The organism is Ktedonobacter sp. SOSP1-52 (assembly GCF_016587395.1).
Genome location: NZ_BNJH01000002.1, coordinates 1,161,237 through 1,176,765, shown reverse-complemented (window position 1 = coordinate 1,176,765; position 15,529 = coordinate 1,161,237). Strand labels below are relative to the sequence as shown.

The 15,529-nt window shown below is 52.2% G+C and carries 15 protein-coding genes and 3 pseudogenes; 13 read left to right on the top strand and 5 right to left on the bottom strand.

The window, feature by feature from the left end; all coding sequences use genetic code 11:
- Positions 1 to 17: 17 nt before the first annotated feature.
- The 7 genes from JMJ16_RS20655 to JMJ16_RS20625 all read left to right on the top strand — a co-directional run bounded on the left by JMJ16_RS20655 (position 18) and on the right by JMJ16_RS20625 (position 4,815).
- Positions 18 to 755, top strand: a complete 738-nt coding sequence (locus JMJ16_RS20655) for an SDR family NAD(P)-dependent oxidoreductase (protein WP_201384583.1) — start codon at positions 18 to 20, stop codon at positions 753 to 755.
- 42 nt (positions 756 to 797) lie between these two features.
- Positions 798 to 1,106, top strand: a complete 309-nt coding sequence (locus tag JMJ16_RS20650) for an antibiotic biosynthesis monooxygenase (RefSeq protein WP_201384581.1) — start codon at positions 798 to 800, stop codon at positions 1,104 to 1,106.
- A complete protein-coding gene (locus JMJ16_RS20645; RefSeq protein ID WP_201384579.1) occupies positions 1,103 to 1,444 on the top strand; it encodes an antibiotic biosynthesis monooxygenase in 342 nt (113 codons plus the stop codon). Before JMJ16_RS20650 ends, JMJ16_RS20645 begins: the two co-directional genes overlap by 4 nt.
- 39 nt (positions 1,445 to 1,483) lie before the next feature.
- Positions 1,484 to 1,864 (top strand): cupin domain-containing protein, encoded by a 381-nt coding sequence (locus JMJ16_RS20640; RefSeq protein WP_201384577.1) that lies wholly within the window; start codon positions 1,484 to 1,486, stop codon positions 1,862 to 1,864.
- A gap of 80 nt (positions 1,865 to 1,944) precedes the next feature.
- Positions 1,945 to 2,628 (top strand): hypothetical protein, encoded by a 684-nt coding sequence (locus JMJ16_RS20635; protein WP_201384575.1) that lies wholly within the window; start codon positions 1,945 to 1,947, stop codon positions 2,626 to 2,628.
- Between the two features lie 186 nt (positions 2,629 to 2,814).
- Entirely contained in the window at positions 2,815 to 3,897 is a 1,083-nt protein-coding gene (locus tag JMJ16_RS20630; protein ID WP_201384573.1) for an ATP-binding cassette domain-containing protein, read from the top strand.
- Positions 3,898 to 3,939: 42 nt separating this feature from the next.
- Complete coding sequence (locus tag JMJ16_RS20625) at positions 3,940 to 4,815, top strand: ABC transporter permease (RefSeq protein ID WP_201384571.1); 876 nt, start codon at positions 3,940 to 3,942, stop codon at positions 4,813 to 4,815.
- Positions 4,816 to 4,921: 106 nt separating this feature from the next.
- Here JMJ16_RS20625 and JMJ16_RS20620 read toward each other — a convergent pair whose 3' ends face one another.
- The 5 genes and pseudogenes from JMJ16_RS20620 to JMJ16_RS56060 form a co-directional block, all read right to left on the bottom strand.
- The gene (locus tag JMJ16_RS20620) at positions 4,922 to 5,575 is read right to left on the bottom strand and encodes a response regulator transcription factor (protein WP_201384569.1); all 654 of its coding nucleotides are present in this window, start codon (positions 5,573 to 5,575) and stop codon (positions 4,922 to 4,924) included.
- Between the two features lie 129 nt (positions 5,576 to 5,704).
- Complete coding sequence (locus tag JMJ16_RS20615) at positions 5,705 to 6,832, bottom strand: sensor histidine kinase (RefSeq protein WP_201384567.1); 1,128 nt, start codon at positions 6,830 to 6,832, stop codon at positions 5,705 to 5,707.
- A 128-nt stretch (positions 6,833 to 6,960) separates the two neighbouring features.
- Positions 6,961 to 7,323, bottom strand: a complete 363-nt coding sequence (locus JMJ16_RS20610) for a hypothetical protein (protein ID WP_201384565.1) — start codon at positions 7,321 to 7,323, stop codon at positions 6,961 to 6,963.
- Between the two features lie 354 nt (positions 7,324 to 7,677).
- Positions 7,678 to 8,574, bottom strand: a pseudogene (locus tag JMJ16_RS20605) (NAD(P)-dependent oxidoreductase); the annotation flags it as partial.
- Positions 8,535 to 8,636: pseudogene (locus JMJ16_RS56060) on the bottom strand (NAD-dependent epimerase/dehydratase family protein); the annotation flags it as partial. The pseudogenes JMJ16_RS20605 and JMJ16_RS56060, both read right to left, overlap by 40 nt.
- Before the next feature lie 307 nt (positions 8,637 to 8,943).
- Here JMJ16_RS56060 and JMJ16_RS20595 point away from each other — a divergent pair.
- The 6 genes and pseudogenes from JMJ16_RS20595 to JMJ16_RS20570 all read left to right on the top strand — a co-directional run bounded on the left by JMJ16_RS20595 (position 8,944) and on the right by JMJ16_RS20570 (position 15,522).
- Entirely contained in the window at positions 8,944 to 10,152 is a 1,209-nt protein-coding gene (locus JMJ16_RS20595) for a macrolide family glycosyltransferase (protein WP_201384560.1), read from the top strand.
- A gap of 126 nt (positions 10,153 to 10,278) precedes the next feature.
- Positions 10,279 to 11,103 (top strand): 2-oxo acid dehydrogenase subunit E2, encoded by an 825-nt coding sequence (locus tag JMJ16_RS20590; protein ID WP_201384558.1) that lies wholly within the window; start codon positions 10,279 to 10,281, stop codon positions 11,101 to 11,103.
- 325 nt (positions 11,104 to 11,428) lie between these two features.
- Positions 11,429 to 11,962 carry a hypothetical protein gene (locus tag JMJ16_RS20585; RefSeq protein ID WP_201384556.1) on the top strand — a complete coding sequence of 178 codons (534 nt, stop codon included), beginning with the start codon at positions 11,429 to 11,431 and terminating at the stop codon, positions 11,960 to 11,962.
- A gap of 507 nt (positions 11,963 to 12,469) precedes the next feature.
- Complete coding sequence (locus JMJ16_RS20580; RefSeq protein ID WP_201384554.1) at positions 12,470 to 13,117, top strand: PadR family transcriptional regulator; 648 nt, start codon at positions 12,470 to 12,472, stop codon at positions 13,115 to 13,117.
- Positions 13,118 to 13,638: 521 nt separating this feature from the next.
- A pseudogene (locus JMJ16_RS20575) lies at positions 13,639 to 14,214 on the top strand (plasmid pRiA4b ORF-3 family protein).
- Between the two features lie 813 nt (positions 14,215 to 15,027).
- The gene (locus tag JMJ16_RS20570; RefSeq protein ID WP_201384552.1) at positions 15,028 to 15,522 is read left to right on the top strand and encodes a hypothetical protein; all 495 of its coding nucleotides are present in this window, start codon (positions 15,028 to 15,030) and stop codon (positions 15,520 to 15,522) included.
- Positions 15,523 to 15,529 lie beyond the last annotated feature (7 nt).

Genomic DNA, 15,529 nt, shown 5'->3' with positions numbered 1-15,529 from the left:
AACGTAGGAGGCGTACGATGGATCTGCACTTACAGGGGAAACGCGCTCTTGTTACAGGTGGTTCGCGCGGCATTGGTCGAGCAATAGCGCTGGCACTGGCTGCGCAAGGCGTGGCGGTGGCCGTGTGTTATCAACAGGAAAGCGACGCGATTCGCAGTCTTGCTGACGAACTACGGCATCTCAACGCAGAGAGCTTTGTGGTACAAGCGGATGTCAGCAATGAAGCCGATGTCGCGCACCTGGCAAACGAAGTTCGCCGCTGTTTCGACCGCATCCATGTGGTAGTCAACAATGCGGGCGTGGTGAGTCATGCAACCCTCGATACGATGACCATGGCCGAATGGAGACGCGTGTTGGACACCAATCTCACAAGCATGTACCTGGTGACGCAGGCCACGCAAGATATGCTGCCTGAAGGAAGCTCCATTATCAATATCGCGTCTGCCGTTGCAACCGTCGGCATGCCGGGTCGGACACATTATACGGCCTCAAAAGCGGGTGTTGTAGGTTTTACACGCTCACTGTGTAAGGAGATGGGACCCCAGGGGATACGGGTCAACGCGATCGCCCCCGGTATCATTGATACCGATCAGGCCTCGGGCCTAACACCCGAACAGCGCGCACGATACGCCGCTATGGCGGCCCTGGGACGGCTGGGGCAGTCAACCGATATTGCGCAAGTGGCACTTTTCCTCGCCAGCGATCTTTCTCGCTTTGTCTCCGGTATCACCATCAATGTGGATGGCGGCATTTAGCCCGGCGGAAGAGGGGAAAAGCGGGCGAGTAGGAGTGAGCATATGATACGAGCAATACTAACCATGAAAGTAAAAGAGGGGCAAGAGGGCGATTTTGAGCAGGCGTGGCAGAGCGTTGCGGAATATACCCGAGGGGTCCCTGGCAACCTCAGGCAGACGTTAGGACAGAGTGTACACGATCCATCGCTGTTCATCATCACCAGCGACTGGGAGAGCCAGGACGCCTTCCATCATTTTGAACGTAGCCCTGAACAGGATCGTGTCACTGCCCCCTTGCGGGCCTTGCGCGAGTCGGCAAGGATGGACATTCAGTATATCGTCGCACAGATAGAAAGGAACATAGCATCATGACCACACGTGTAATGGTATTTGCCAACATTATCCCTGGGCACAACGAAGCCTTTGAAGCGGCATTTGAAGAGGTGACCCGTCAAGTCAAAGGCACTGCTGGCCATATCAGGGATGAACTGCTGCACCAGGCAGACGACCCCAATCGTTACATCCTCCTCAGCGAGTGGGAAAGCAGACAGGCCTTCCTCGCCTGGGAAGATGCCCCTATCCATCGCCAGACCACGACGCCTATGCGCCCCTATTGGGCCGGGCGCGTCGAGCGCAAGATCTATGATGTGACCGTAAATTTCTACTCCTCCACATTAGAACCGGTATCGAGTGAATTTGAAGCATACTAGATGGCGCCTAGACGCGTAACGAAACGAGAGGAGAAAAGCGTGCAAGGGTATCAGTTTCACACCAGGTCGCTGGATGACATTCCAGCGGATAGAAGACGAGGCGGCGAAGTCCGTACTCTGTTATCGCCCAAGACGGTTGGCTCGACGTCCGGTTTTATGGGGGTCGCGAAGATCAGGGTCGGCGAAAAAATTAGCGAGCACTATCATCCGTATTCAGAGGAATTCATTTACGTGGTCAGCGGAACGATTGACGCCCAGCTAGAGGGGAAATCGTGCCCGTTGTCTGCGGGAGATGGACTCTATATCCCCATCAATACGAGGCATCGCCTGGTCAACATCGCGGAGCAAGAAGCCTTCATCGTCTTTCACCTTGGCCCACTTGCCCCTCGACCTGACATGGGTCATGTTGATACTGAGTAACCACGCTGCTTGTCGCAAGAAGAGCATGGTTTGAGTGAATAAGCCCTGCCTGAATGAGCAAGGCATGAAAAGAGGTGTTTGTGAAAACGATCTTGTTGCCAGATGGCGAGCAGACGTGGTTTCTTGTTACGGATCTGGAGGCTGATCTCCAGCAAGCTGCAGAGCGATTGGGATACAAGCCTACTCCTCATGGAGGTTTCGGGCGCCCCTTCCCATCGGATACGCCCTACCTTGAGGAGAGCTATCACAATTTTGCTCGCTCAGTCGAGACGCTCATACTCCAAAAAGCTGGCCGCGTGGCTGTGCCATGGGAAGCGGCATTAGAGGCATTTCTCAGCCGTGTGGCCTCACTGCCTATTCAGTGGTGGCTGACGGGAAGCGCATCGTTAGCGGCGAGAGGTGTCCCGATTGAGCCGGGCGACATTGATATCGTCACGCGGACCGTCGAGGATGGTATTCAACTTGATCGCATTTTTCAAGATGTGATTACCGAGCCCGCACGTCCCGGTTGGATCGCCGAACGGGTCACACGCACCTTCCTTGGGGCCAGGGTGGGATGGGTTGCAGGTGTTCACCCGGAGCATGGCGAACAGGCAGGGCTCCTTGAGGCGGCGCGCTCAGTAGAGCCCTTTCAGTGGCGCGGGTACCAGATTCTGCTCCCGTCACCAGAACTCCAATTACGGGTCAATGAGCGACGAGGCCGTACGGAACGCGTGCACTATATTCGCGAGTGGCTGGCTGCGTCCAAGGTTGCGACTCGTTGACGTGGTATGCACGCAACTTGCTCACAACCGCCACATGCCCCCGCAATAGGGTGTGTCATTATCCCCCTGGTTCGCTTATGGCAGCTGCCAGGGGAGTTTGCTGGAAAGATGTTGTCGTGAAAGCCGGGAGGGTACCGGAGGGGGCGACATCATGGCCTGCCTGGAACGAGGCTGAAAGGAGCTTCTATGCTTGCCGAACAACACGTAGCGAACATCCAACAAATGCAAGAACTACCTGTCCCTGATACGGCTCGTACGGTGATTGACGTTCGCAACCTCTCCAAGGTCTATAAAGGCGGTGTCGAGGCTGTGAAAGGGATTTCTTTTCGCGTGCAATCTGGTGAATTCTTCGGTTTCTTAGGGCCGAATGGGGCGGGGAAATCCACCACGATCAAGATCCTGATTACGTTGCTGGCGCGAACGTCTGGAGTTGCGACGATTCTCGGACACGATGTCGGGAAGGAGAGCAATAAGGTTCGCGGTCTTATTGGCTATGCTGCACAAGAGGCCAGTCCCGACGACGAGTTGACGGCAAAACAAAACCTGACCATTCTTGGGAAACTCTACCATCTGGATCGATTGACCGTCAAACGCAGAACGGATGAACTGCTTGAACTGATGGATTTGCAAGATGTCGCGCATCGTCGCGTGGGAACCTTCTCCGGGGGAATGCGCAAACGGCTTGATCTTGCCATGGCACTGATTCACCGCCCGCACATTCTTTTTTTGGACGAGCCCACAACGGGTCTTGACCCCCAAAACAGGGCAAGCTTGTGGAAATACCTGGAGCAGCTGAACAAACAGGAAAAGCTGACCATCTTTTTGACGACCCATTATATGGAAGAGGCCGACCGCCTCTGTGACCGCCTCGCCATTATTGACCACGGTCAGATCATCGCTGAGGATGCCCCAGCGGCGATGAAGGCCAAACTGGGGGGAGACCTGATCACCCTTTCGTTTCGCGCTGGAGAGCATTCAGCAGAGCAGCAGGCGCAACAGGCGCAGGCAGTTTTGGCGCGCTGTCCCTTTGTACAAGAGGCGACCATCAATGCAGAAAAGAATCTGGTGGTCATCGTAAAAAATGGGCGGGAAAGTGTTCTCGATGTCATACGCGTGCTTGAGGGAGCGCACATTCCTGTGGCAGGACTCAGCCTTGCCAACCCCTCTCTTGATGATGTGTTTTTGAAATACACGGGCACGCGTATCCGCCAGGAAGATCCTGTCGCGTATACCCCACCTCGTGGTCCCTGGGCTCCTCGTCGTCGCTAGCTGGTGAACGGGCGGTTTACTCGAAAGGAAGGATACAACACGATGGCACAAGCGTTTGATGTGCACACCACGTCCAAGCAGCCGATCTTTACGCTGTTTGGAGATACGGGGACACTCTATCGGAGAGTGCTCCTTCACATGTTTGGTGAACCAGGGCAACTCATTTTCTCGTTGGCGCAACCTCTTGTCTGGTTTTTCTTCTTTGGCCAGTTGTTTAGCAGGCTCACAACAGGGTTTGGTCTGGTGAGTGCGGATGGGGGAAACGCGCTGGCAACGCAGTTTGGAACTGAGAGCTATACCGCTTTTTTCCTACCGGCGATTATCGTGCAGGTATTGCTCTTCGGCCCTGTCAATTCTGCGCTTGGCTTGATTACCGATGAGCAGAGTGGATACCTGAACAAGTTGCGCGTGACCCCTATCAACCGCTTTAGTATTATGCTGGGCAATCTCCTGGCGGACTTAACGCGCATGATGATCCAGGTCGTTATTGTACTCGTGGTTGGCCTGGTCTCGGGAGTCCGCATCGCTCACCCAGAACTGCTTCCGCTGCTCTTCGTGGTCGCGGCGCTCTTCGGGTTATTCATGGGCGGCCTGTGGCTCTTTATCGGTCTCTCTACGCGAAGCGCGCAGGCTACCTACCTTATCTTCAGTCTGATCTCCTTGCCGTTGCTCTTTACCAGCTCGGCGCAGCTTCCCATCGGGTTGCTGCCGGGGTGGTTACAGTTCGTGGCGCGGTATAACCCTGTCACCTATGCTGTCAATGCGATACGTGTCATCGTGGTTGGCGTAAACGCATGGCAAAAGGCAGGCGGTCAAGCCGAAGTACAGGTGATTTTGACCAGTATCGTGGTCCTGCTCATTCCCATCGCTCTCACGCTCACTCTGGGTGTCCTTCGTTTCCGAAAACAACTCCAGTAGTTACCGGTCTAACTGGAGCGTGGGTCAGGCAAGCCATGGCTTGCCTGACCCACGCTCATGCTTGAAGGACCCACTCGTGGATGGGCAGGGAAGGCAGGGGCGTGTGCTATTCTCGTTCCATAAATCCTCGCTGCCAGGCGAAAACAGCCGCCTGCGTGCGATCTCCCATGTGCAGTTTACTTAAAATGTTGCTCACATGTCCCTTGACCGTTTTCTCGCTGAGGATAAGCGCTTCGGCAATTTCCGTGTTTGTGCGCCCATCTGCTATCAGGCGCAGGACGTCTAGCTCTCGTTGGGTCAATTCTGCGAAGGCCGGTGGGATGGCACGCTTCGCTTCCCGTACCTCTTGAATGACGCGCGCTGCGATGCGGGGATGGAGGATCGCCTCTCCCTGGGCGGCTTTTCTGACAATCTCTATGACGTCGGCCGAGCGAATGTCTTTTAAGGTATAGGAGAGCGCGCCAGCGCGCAAGGCGGACAAGATGTGTTCATCTTCGTGAGAGGAGGTCAGGATCACAACATGGGTTTTCGGGCTGACCTTTTTGATGGCGCGCGTCGCTTCAATCCCATTCATACCAGGCATGAGGAGATCCATCAAAACGACATCGGGGACATGTTCCTGAACCAGTCGTACCGCTTCTTCGCCAGAGGCCGCTTCTCCAACAACACGCAGATCGGGTTGCACGCTAAGGAAGGCTTGAATGCCTTCTCGAACCATGTTGTGGTCGTCTACGATAAGCACGGTAATAGGTTCTGCCATGGGTAAAAACCTCCTGTGAATCACTGTTTGCATCATCTCGTGTCTATGGGTGGTCTGTTCGGAAACTGCGTGACCGCGCTCGATGGCTGAGGGCCTTTCGCACGAACGGGGCTGCATCGTTCTCTGCCTTCATGAGCAGGGGCATCGGGCAGTGATCTGCGTTCCCTCGCCTGGCACGCTTTGTAGCACCAATGATCCCCTCAATGCTTCGATGCGCTCTCGCATTGAGGAAAGGCCCACACCACTCGATCCTCTCCTGGCAATCTCAAACCCGCTCCCAAAATCTCTAATAGAGAGCTGTACACACTTGTGTTCACAACCAAGCGTGACTTCGACTTTACGCGCACTGCTGTGGCGAGCAACATTTGAAAGGGCCTCTTGGGTTATGCGTAACAGTGCCTCTTCCACTGCTGGGGCAAGTGTACAGGGGCTGAGGATCTGCGTATCGGCTTGAATCCCCTGCTGCTGGCTCCACGTGCTGACGATGCCTTTGAGTGCAGTTGACAAATTTTTCGTTTGCAATGCGACCGGTCGCAATTCCTGGATAAGCGTTGTCAGCTCCTGCCGTACCTGGAGGGTCAGTGCATCAGCTGATTCCAGGTGTTGACGGGTCTTCTCCTGGTTCGAATCTAGAAGGGACATGGCTGCTCCCAGTTGCATTGAGAGCGCGAAGACCTGTTGCTTCACACTATCGTGTAAATCTCGCGCTATCCGTGCTCGCTCTTCCAATCGCGCGCTCTGTTCATGCAATATCCGTTGCTGAGCAATACTTGCCTCGAGTTGTTCTGCCATGCGATTGAAGTGCTGCTCCAATTGCCCAATTTCGTCGCTTTGGCTAATGGAAACGCGTTGCGTATAATCACCGCTCGCAAAGTGATCAGTCGCTGTAATCAGTCGCTGCAATCGTTGTACCAGGCTCCGTGTTGTTATCAGGCCAAAGAGCATGCCTACAGGAGCCATGAGAAGCAAGAGCCCTGGTATGCTTCTCAGCCAGCCAATCGCTATCGATGTGATGATGTCCGTTCTGAGCTTGTCGATCTCTCTCCCCATGTGGGGGAACATTTGGTTTAAAATGGGCGTCTGTGTTAACACGATGAAGAGAATCGCCGCAACGACCAGTTCGAACAGGAGGACGATGACCGCGGTCATCAGCACATAGGAGAATGCCATACGGATCTGCAAACGCGACCACTGTCTGGATGCAGGTGCAAAGCGTGGCGGAGGCAAAGGGGTGCTTTTGTTCTCTTGTTGCTCCATTATTAGGAACCTCCTTTTCCCTTACAACATACTAAAGCGGACTCGGCAGAATGCCGAGTCCCACCCTACGTAAAGGTTCTGCTATCAGAGACGTTCTCCTCACATCCCAAGGGAAGGATGTGGGCTTTCTACCAGGCCTCTTCTGAAAAAGAAGGAGTTTCTGGTCCGACGAAACTGTAAGCGAACAAGGCAAGCCCAGAAAAGAAAAGTAGGCTAATAAACCAGCCCCAGCGTCGCAATGAAATGGTTTTGAGAAGCGCTCCAATCCAGGCGACTAACACGCAGAGGCTTGCTCCTACGACAGCGCTCACTCCCGCCACATACAGGGTGGAATTGCTCGCGTGTACCGGATTTGCGTTGATTGTACCACCCATGATGTGAAAGGCAATGAGAGGAACCCCCAGTAATCCAAAGACAATGAGGGGAACTCCCAGTAATATGCCAGCTACCAGACCGATCAGGTACAAATTACGTGTCCATGACTTTTTCATATGAATGCTCCTTTCGGTATCGCTACTCGAGAATTGAACATGTTTCTCGTTGTCGTCGTGTCCGTGTTCTTATGGTGCTAGTATAGTTGGTGGTAAGGGGTTTTGAGATCCGTCCTCGGTCGGTGAATATCCCTCCTCTGGTCTCGTTTTTGTGTCGTGAGTCATTCGTGGACCCCTTGCCCGGGAGGGTGGCTGTTGTGACCCTTCATATGCAGTGAGCAGTAATGGCCTGCAGGGCATGCTCGTGTTCCTGTTGACGAGCTGTTGTCATAGCACACTGTATTGTGGTGGGCTGGAATCAGCCTTGATGACTTTGTAAGTGCAGAGAAGGATACAACTGGTGTGCTGCACTTCCTAGGCAAAACTATTACTCTCGAGTGGTTCCTCGACTTCCATTTGGCGCGAGTACGCTAATCCCTCTTCTACAGACCATGGTTGCCTACCGATATCGTGGCTGATTTTAGTGGTGCAGAGACCAACATTGAGAGGGCGTGTGACGCCCAGCTCGGCAGCTTCTATCGGATGGATAAGGTGGGCATCAAGGTCATAGAAGTGGGCGACGAGAAGCGCAAATTGATAGCGATCTAACGTCGTCCTTCCTACGGTGTGGTATATGCCTCGTAACCGACGTTGCACCACAGAGACCAGCATATTCGCTAAATTAACTGCGTGCGTTGGCGAACTGATGAGGTCTTTGGCAATATGTACGACTTCTCCTTGCTTGAGCTTTGTGCAAAGCCATTGTGGAAAATCGGGGCGGCTCTGCCATGTGGAACCATAGAGGACCGCGGTTCGGCAGATGGTCCAGGGGGCGAATGACGAGCTATATGCTGCCTCAACCGCCATTTCTGCAAGCCCTTTACTGATGCCGTAATAGTTTAAGGGATGTCGGGGATCATGTTCGCGATAGGTTTGCCCGGGAGGAAGCATTCCGTCGAACACGTATTCGGTAGAAATGAAGACGAAATGGATATTGGCGTGTGCGCATGTTTGTGCGAGTAATTGGGTGACGTGTGTATTGATAGAATACGCCAATTGTGGCTCCTGTTCACAGCCATTGACATCGACCCATGCTGCACAGTGAATTACTGCGAGAGGACGAACGCTATCAAGGCAATGCGTAATAACCTCTTCAGGTGCGGTGGCAAAATCCATGGTGGTCAGTGTGACGTGTTCTTGTCGTAATGGATGCCCAGTTGGGGTGGCTGACGCACAAATGCATGGACGGCATACCCGGCTTTGAGCAGTTGCTGAACGACCCTTGTCCCAACAATACCGGCAGCTCCAGTGACCGCAATAACATGTCGCTCCATCGAATGAATCCTCCTTATGAAGAGAGAGGCATGGCCATAGCAGTAGCGTATGTCTCCGTTATCATTGCTACTTATGCTCTTTGAGTATTACTGCCCTCTTACATCTGGCGTAAGAGGGCGACCGCATTCGCTGACTGCACCTCTTCGTTGCGAGCAAGAACCGACACTGATCTCCCTCTTCATGTCGAGCGCTCGCTTCTTACGGTGGGAGTAATCAAGACGTAATTCCTTTTCCTGATACTGACGATGTACGAGTTGCCGAAGCATGCTATTTGGTGAGAGTTGTCAAGTTCAGGAAGGAGCTGTTATGACGAAATATGCTTTTGTCAATTTGCCTCTACATGCCCATATTAATCCGACGCTTCCTATTGTTGAGGAGTTAGTCGCCCGAGGTGACCAGGTCGTCTACTACCTCACAGAAAAGTATCGTTCAGCTATTGAGACGACTGGAGCCACCTTTCATCCGTACCAATCGAAAACGGAACAATACGCTCAGAATCCCGTGGCGAACATGGCGATGCTTATGGTTGACGAGTGCCTCTTCGTGATGCCGCAGCTTGTGCCGAGTATCCAGGCAGAGCAACCTGATTGTATTGTGTATGACCCGATGTGCCTGAGTGGCCGTTTCATTGCTCAGATATTAGATGTGCCCGCAGTCATTTCACGCCCAACCTTTGTTGCCCATGAACAGGGCCGACGATTTTACGCGTCCAAGGGCGCTGATAACGGTGCGGCCCAGGCATTTCAGCAGTCGATCAAGCAGTTGTGTATGCACTATTCCCTTCCTCCCTTCAACATCATGGACATCTTTTCCCATAAGGAAGATTTAAACCTTGTCTACATCCCACGCTCCTTTCAGATCGATGGAGCGTCTATGGGGCCAGAATATCTCTTTGTTGGGCCATGCATCGGCGCACGCTGCGAGTCCTCGGCATTTCCTTTCGAGCAATTGAATCAACAGCCGCTCATTTACTGTACGCTGGGAACCGTGTACAACAATAGCCCAGAATTCTTCCGAAAGTGCTTCGCTGCATTTGCCGATGTCCCGGTGCAGGTCATTATTGCCACAGGGCGGCCGGTCGAGCAACTTGATCTTGGTCCTTGCCCAAAGAACATCATTGTTCGCTCGTATGTACCACAATCAGAAGTCCTCCAACAGACCGATGTTTTTGTTGGCCATGGCAGTATGACAACCATTATGGAAGCCATATCAAGCGGCGTTCCCATGGTTGTGATGCCACAAGCGACATCACAAGAACCGAGTGCACGGCGTGTCTCCGAATTGGGGCTGGGGATTTTACTGGACAAAGAGAGTGTCACTGCTGAGTCCCTGCGAGATGCCGCGTTGCACATTTTGCAAAATCCTACATACCGTCTTCGTGCCCGTCAGATGCAAGATGATGCAAAGAAAGCGGGAGGTTACCAAAGGGCCGCTGATGCCCTTCAGGAATATGTGTCACATTGTAATCTCGAAGCGGAGACTGCCAGGGCAAGTGTCCGTATGTACTCGTTTTAAAGCCGCTCCCCGTGTACTACGAATTACCTGCTGAATGACGTGTTTGGCGATGACATCTCAGGACTTGTTGTATTGCCTGAGGCAACAATTTCAGGCGAGCACGTAGAGTAGAAAAAGGAGATCGCGATGACTGATCGTTTTGAGAAGATTGACCCGGCTGAACGGTGGTTTTTTGATGTATTGAGCATGGGGGAACCTCCTGGATTCTTTGTTCTCGAGGATGTGGAGATGACTGCTGCCCAGGAACTGATGCAACAGATGCGAAAACGGGGCGTGCGAGTGACGTATACACACATTGTTGTACGCGCAACCGCAGTTGCGCTCTCTCGCCATGCTGATCTCAATCGCCTCATTCTCGGCAATAAGCTGGTCTATCCAGGGACGCTCGATATTGGCATCTCGGTGAGTAGCTCCGACTCTAAGGCGACCCAGCCCTCGATGATTCTGCAAGATGCTGGTCGGAAAACGCTGGCACAACTCGCCCAGGAAATCGCCGAGCGTGGACGCCAGGTTCGCGAAGGCAATCGGGAACGGGTCGCGAAATTACGGAAAGTGGCAAAGATGATGCCTATTCCGTGGGTGCGTCGGGCCGTACTGCGCCTGATGAAGTCAAAGATGTCTATGGTCAGGAAACATACCGGGGCATTCCACGTCACGAGTATTCCTCATCTGAGTGTCGGCATCCCATTTAAATATCCGACACCTGCCGTACTCACGTTCCCGCGTGTGGAGGAGCGCGTCGTTGTGAGGAATGGACAGCCCGTTATACGCCTTATGACCACGCTTGGTTTCTCAGGAGATCACCGGCTCTGGCAGGCCAATACTGCTGCAATCATCCTCCAGGAAGTCAAAAAGATTTTGGAAGAGGGTGAACTGAATGCCGAAGCCCTGGGGGACATCTCAGAAATTACGCTCGATGCCGTGTCTAAGAACGCGATGAAGGCCTCTTAATGTCGTAATAGCGTTGTTGCCCTGACAAGTGACGAGCGTGGGATGGGTGCCCAGATGGATCTCATCTGGGCACCCATCCCACGCTCGTCACTTGTGTTCTCAAACGGTTGCCCATCTCAGATGGTTGTAACCTTGCTAAAATTGTGTAAAAGGAGAGAAAATATGTCTATTTGAATAGATGCGGTGGAAAACGGAAAAAGGCATATTGATTTTTTTCTATATAAAGAGTAGAATTGTGAAGCAAGCGCTTAGAAATGCAAGTGGTGGTATTTCTAAGGCTGATAGCTCCTTATTTTGTTCTTAGGCGAGAAAGGACCATTTTCGTATGAAAGGTGTGAAAAACCTCTCTTCAGTAACCCTTGCGATGTATGCCTCCTATGCTGCAGCACTGCTCTTCCTGGCGCATTTCTCAATGTCCCTACTTCCTCCAGAACGTCTCCTCCCCAACCTCATCGCTGTATGTGCTCATCTTGTTACCTTTCTTGTGATTGCAGGGTTTCGAGGTCCACAGTGGACCAGGGCTGCAGGCTATGGTTGGCTTGTGATTAGCCTGTACGCTGATAATATGGCGCTCAACGGGGTCGCGCCTCAAATCTTTTTACCGTTCCGCCAAGGAGGATATATTTCTGCCGCAGTGTGGATCGCCGTCTCATCCTGGCAAGCGGGAGGGATGACACGGATTGCAGGTCTCTTCCTGGTATTTGACTTGGTACTCTATTCTCTCATTCCCCATGCCCCCTTGTGGGTCCTTTCGCCGACCTTTGCCCTCCTCCCACTCTGGTTTCTCATGGTAGGCTTCTTGCTTGCAAAGGAAAGGAAACAGCACGTACTCTTGAGGAGAGAAGAGGCTGCTTTGTAGTGTACTTTCCCTCAATACGGCGTATTAGAGGCATGCTCTTTCTGTAAGGGTAGGGGAGAGGCAGTATGGCGAATGTTGTGTAAATTCCCAAAAATTGAGCGTGGGCAAAGCCAATTTCCACACATATTGAAATACTGCCGGGGAGACTTGGCCCATGCTTCCCTCGCCTTGTCTCAGGAGAAACTGTTTACTCTTTTTCTTAGGAATGGCTCGTTGCAATGGAAGGAAGCGAGCCTGTATGGATGAGAAGGGAGGTGTCAGCGCAAGAGGAGCAAGTTCCTTGTGGAGGGCGTGTTGAGAAGGGGAGCACGATGGCGAACGGAGTGTGTTGTAAGTAAAGGAGTTCGCGTTTTTGTCTCTATCCATGTGACACTGGCTCATCGTGGTAATTCAGGGGTAATCGATGCTCATACGCTGAAAGAGCGAGATTGTTTCCTTTTTGCAAGGAAATGAAATTGCAGTTCTTCCTGATAGGTGCTGAGTTGTCATGAAGAAGAAGAGGCCGTGATGTCGTATGAGAACGATCAGATAACGCCATTAGACGAGCAGAATGCTCATGCTTACCGTTCCTCTGAAGCTCGCAAGTCCAATCCAGCGTATGAATTATTTGTCCTGGGTGAGCTTATGCAAGGCCCACAGCATGGATATAAGCTCAATGAGATTATCAACCATATTTTGGGGCCACAGCGCCAGTTGAGCTGGGGAACGCTCTATCCGCTCATTCGTCGCCTGGAACGGGAGGGGTTGATCACCATCTTCGTTGATACACAGCATGAGACTGCCCCACAAGAGCGCCGGGGACGAGGACAGCCCCGACGCGCGTACACGATTACTGAGAAGGGACGTGAGCTCTTTTTTGAGTTGATGTGTCAGCCTCAGGGATATGCCTATCATCCTGAGTTGTTTACCGTGCAGTTATCAAAATTTAACCTGCTATTGCCTCAAGAGCGGCTGAATGTGCTCGAGCGGTATCGTCGCTATTTGGAGTCGTCGCGTTCGTATTATCACAATGCTCTGGCAAGTTTACGATTGAACCCGCGGGTACGCGAGGATGAATGCCCTTTTGCAGAGCAGCTTGTAGACTATAATTTGCATATGTTAGGGGCAGAGATCGCCTGGTTTGAGCACGCGATAGCGAAAGGGAGAGATGGCTGAGTAGTGCGGGATGTTGCATCGTGCTACAACGAGAAATGCGTCAATGGTGGATAGGGTGATGTCGCGATAGGCTTGATGAACTGGTATCCCATTGTCTCTTTGCGTGACATACGCTCAAAGGCAAAATGTGGGTTGCCTGCAGACAAGGAGGTCTTTCTACAAGTGATTTGGATTGTCAGTAGCATTGCACTCTGGCTCATTGTATTGTTTGAAACCATGTTGCTGGTACTATTGCATCGAGGTTTAGAGCGTATGGGTAGGGGTAAACGAACGAATAGAAAAAAATAGAATCTGTCAAACATGCGAAAATTGCCAGTTTTAGTGAGTAAGCAGCCTAGACGAAAAACTTGTCGGAACATTCTCGCAATAGCTGATTTATTCCGTAGCAGAGAGATCGATCCATTCAAGGATCCTGCAAGTTGCTTGTGGTTATTTCGTACATTTTAAGAGATACCACGACTTTTGGGGCCAGTATGAGCTGCAAGGGGAGTTGTATTAGGTAACATCATGTAGAAGAGAAGATGCGCTTGGGAAGTTATCAGTCAGAGAGCCGCTATTCTCTGCACGTCCAACTGGTTGGTATTGAGCCACCGATCTGGCGCAGAATGGTCGTGCCTGGTGCCATTAGTCTTCATACGCTCCATAAAATGCTTCAGGTGGTCATGGGGTGGGAGAATGCTCATCTCTATTTGTTTCGTCTAACGATCAATAAGAAGACAACCGTGTATGGCCTTCCTGACCCTGATTGGGACAGTGTATATATGCGCATCAGGGATAGCCGAAGCACAAAGCTCGATGCGACTGTCTGAGCTGAGTGGCTGAAGTTGACGTACGAATATGACCTGGGAGATAGCTGGATGCACCAGATTACGATTGAAAAAATCGAGCACCTCGCAGATGAAAACTGGACTGAGGATGCTCTCTGGATCACACCGCGTTGCCTGGCGGGTGAACGGGCATGCCCCCCAGAGGATGCTGGTGGAATAGGGGGATACACAGCTTTACTGAAGGTGTTGCAGAATCCAAAGCATCCTGAGCATAAACGTCTGCGCCAGTGGGTCGGTGCGCCGTACGATGCTGAGCTTTTCCCAGTTTAGCAGGCTAATTCAGCGCTGGCGATCCTGGAGTGACAGAACTTTACAACCTGCATTGGATATGTCGTCTTTATTGCCACGAGAAATCATTTGTTGTGATTTAGGCGTGGTTTGCTGGAGGCAGGCTTTCCCACTTGAAATGTAAGCAGAAAGTCCTTTATAGTTATCTTAAGAGCATGTCTGCTGAGAAAGGATTTCGCTGGTTTCGCTTCCTTGCTGCGCTGTTTTTTCAGAAGAAGCGAGATGAGGGGTGGTCTTCTGCTCTCATAATGAGAGGGGTTGAGCATATCTTTTGTCTCATTGTTAAAACTCATGCATAAGAGAGGAAAAAGATGATATATCTTCTGACCTCTTTTGTCGTGGAGCAAAAAGCAGTGAGTAATAAGAGATCGAGAACAGCAAAAATGTTCGGACATTTTTTGCCGCAAGAGAGCAAAAATTGTCGTAACCTTTTTCTCCAGCGCCGCATTACTTCACGAGAGATCGTACCCACGGGTATGATTGTTCCTCCTTTTCCCCCTTTGCAGAGAAGCCCCGAAAACTATTCCCCATTGCTTTCGCGTGCGTTTCTCGCAAAGAGGGAGGTGCTCTTTTTCGTGGAGAGCCGGGTACGATTTCTCATAAAGCTGAGTCTCTAGGCATCGATCGTCTGCTTCGTGACAGAAGAGACCACCAGCGCGTCTGAGGTGCTGAGGAGGATCTGGGCAACGGGAGCGCAAAACGAGCGCACGTCCTGCAGCCTCTCGGCACACTGACGAATCTCTTCCCCTCCTTCTCCGATGAAGATCGGGTTGTTTGGAGAGAGGAAACATCGTTATGCCGCAACAAATCGTACAGACCTTTCAGACCCGGCGCGTGCTGCTTCGGTCTCTGGTGCCGCGCTACCAGCAGGCGTCTCCGGCCCAGAAAACCTTGCTGCTGGATGCATTTGTGGAATGGACGGGCTACACACGCAAGCATGCCATCAGGCTCCTCAACCATGGGGAGTATGACCAGCAAACTATTCAGCGTCATCGCCTGCCTCAGTACCGTCAAGAAGTGCAGCAGGCCCTCTTTCTGGCCTGGAAAGCGGCTCACTACGTGTGTGCCAAGCGGCTTTTGCCATCCCTGCCCACGCTGGTGACGTTGCTGGAACGGCACGGGCATCTGCACCTCACAGAAGAAGAGCGTCGCCAGTTGCTCGCCATGAGTGTGTCTACGGCGGAGCGGTACCTACGCACCCAACGCAAACCTCGTGTACATGGTTTGTCTACGACCACTCCTGGTCTCCTACGCAAGTCTCAGATCCCGGTGTGTGTCTTCGCTCCATGAGAGGAGG

Excerpts from the sequence above, each read along its gene's own strand:
- JMJ16_RS20655 (WP_201384583.1), top strand. The coding sequence starts at position 18 with ATGGATCTGCACTTACAGGGGAAACGCGCTCTTGTTACAGGTGGTTCG.
- JMJ16_RS20650 (WP_201384581.1), top strand. The coding sequence starts at position 798 with ATGATACGAGCAATACTAACCATGAAAGTAAAAGAGGGGCAAGAGGGC.
- JMJ16_RS20645 (WP_201384579.1), top strand. The coding sequence starts at position 1,103 with ATGACCACACGTGTAATGGTATTTGCCAACATTATCCCTGGGCACAAC.
- JMJ16_RS20630 (WP_201384573.1), top strand. The coding sequence starts at position 2,815 with ATGCTTGCCGAACAACACGTAGCGAACATCCAACAAATGCAAGAACTA.
- JMJ16_RS20625 (WP_201384571.1), top strand. The coding sequence starts at position 3,940 with ATGGCACAAGCGTTTGATGTGCACACCACGTCCAAGCAGCCGATCTTT.
- JMJ16_RS20620 (WP_201384569.1), bottom strand. The coding sequence starts at position 5,575 with ATGGCAGAACCTATTACCGTGCTTATCGTAGACGACCACAACATGGTT.
- JMJ16_RS20615 (WP_201384567.1), bottom strand. The coding sequence starts at position 6,832 with ATGGAGCAACAAGAGAACAAAAGCACCCCTTTGCCTCCGCCACGCTTT.
- JMJ16_RS20610 (WP_201384565.1), bottom strand. The coding sequence starts at position 7,323 with ATGAAAAAGTCATGGACACGTAATTTGTACCTGATCGGTCTGGTAGCT.
- JMJ16_RS20595 (WP_201384560.1), top strand. The coding sequence starts at position 8,944 with ATGACGAAATATGCTTTTGTCAATTTGCCTCTACATGCCCATATTAAT.
- JMJ16_RS20590 (WP_201384558.1), top strand. The coding sequence starts at position 10,279 with ATGACTGATCGTTTTGAGAAGATTGACCCGGCTGAACGGTGGTTTTTT.
- JMJ16_RS20585 (WP_201384556.1), top strand. The coding sequence starts at position 11,429 with ATGAAAGGTGTGAAAAACCTCTCTTCAGTAACCCTTGCGATGTATGCC.
- JMJ16_RS20580 (WP_201384554.1), top strand. The coding sequence starts at position 12,470 with ATGTCGTATGAGAACGATCAGATAACGCCATTAGACGAGCAGAATGCT.
- JMJ16_RS20570 (WP_201384552.1), top strand. The coding sequence starts at position 15,028 with ATGCCGCAACAAATCGTACAGACCTTTCAGACCCGGCGCGTGCTGCTT.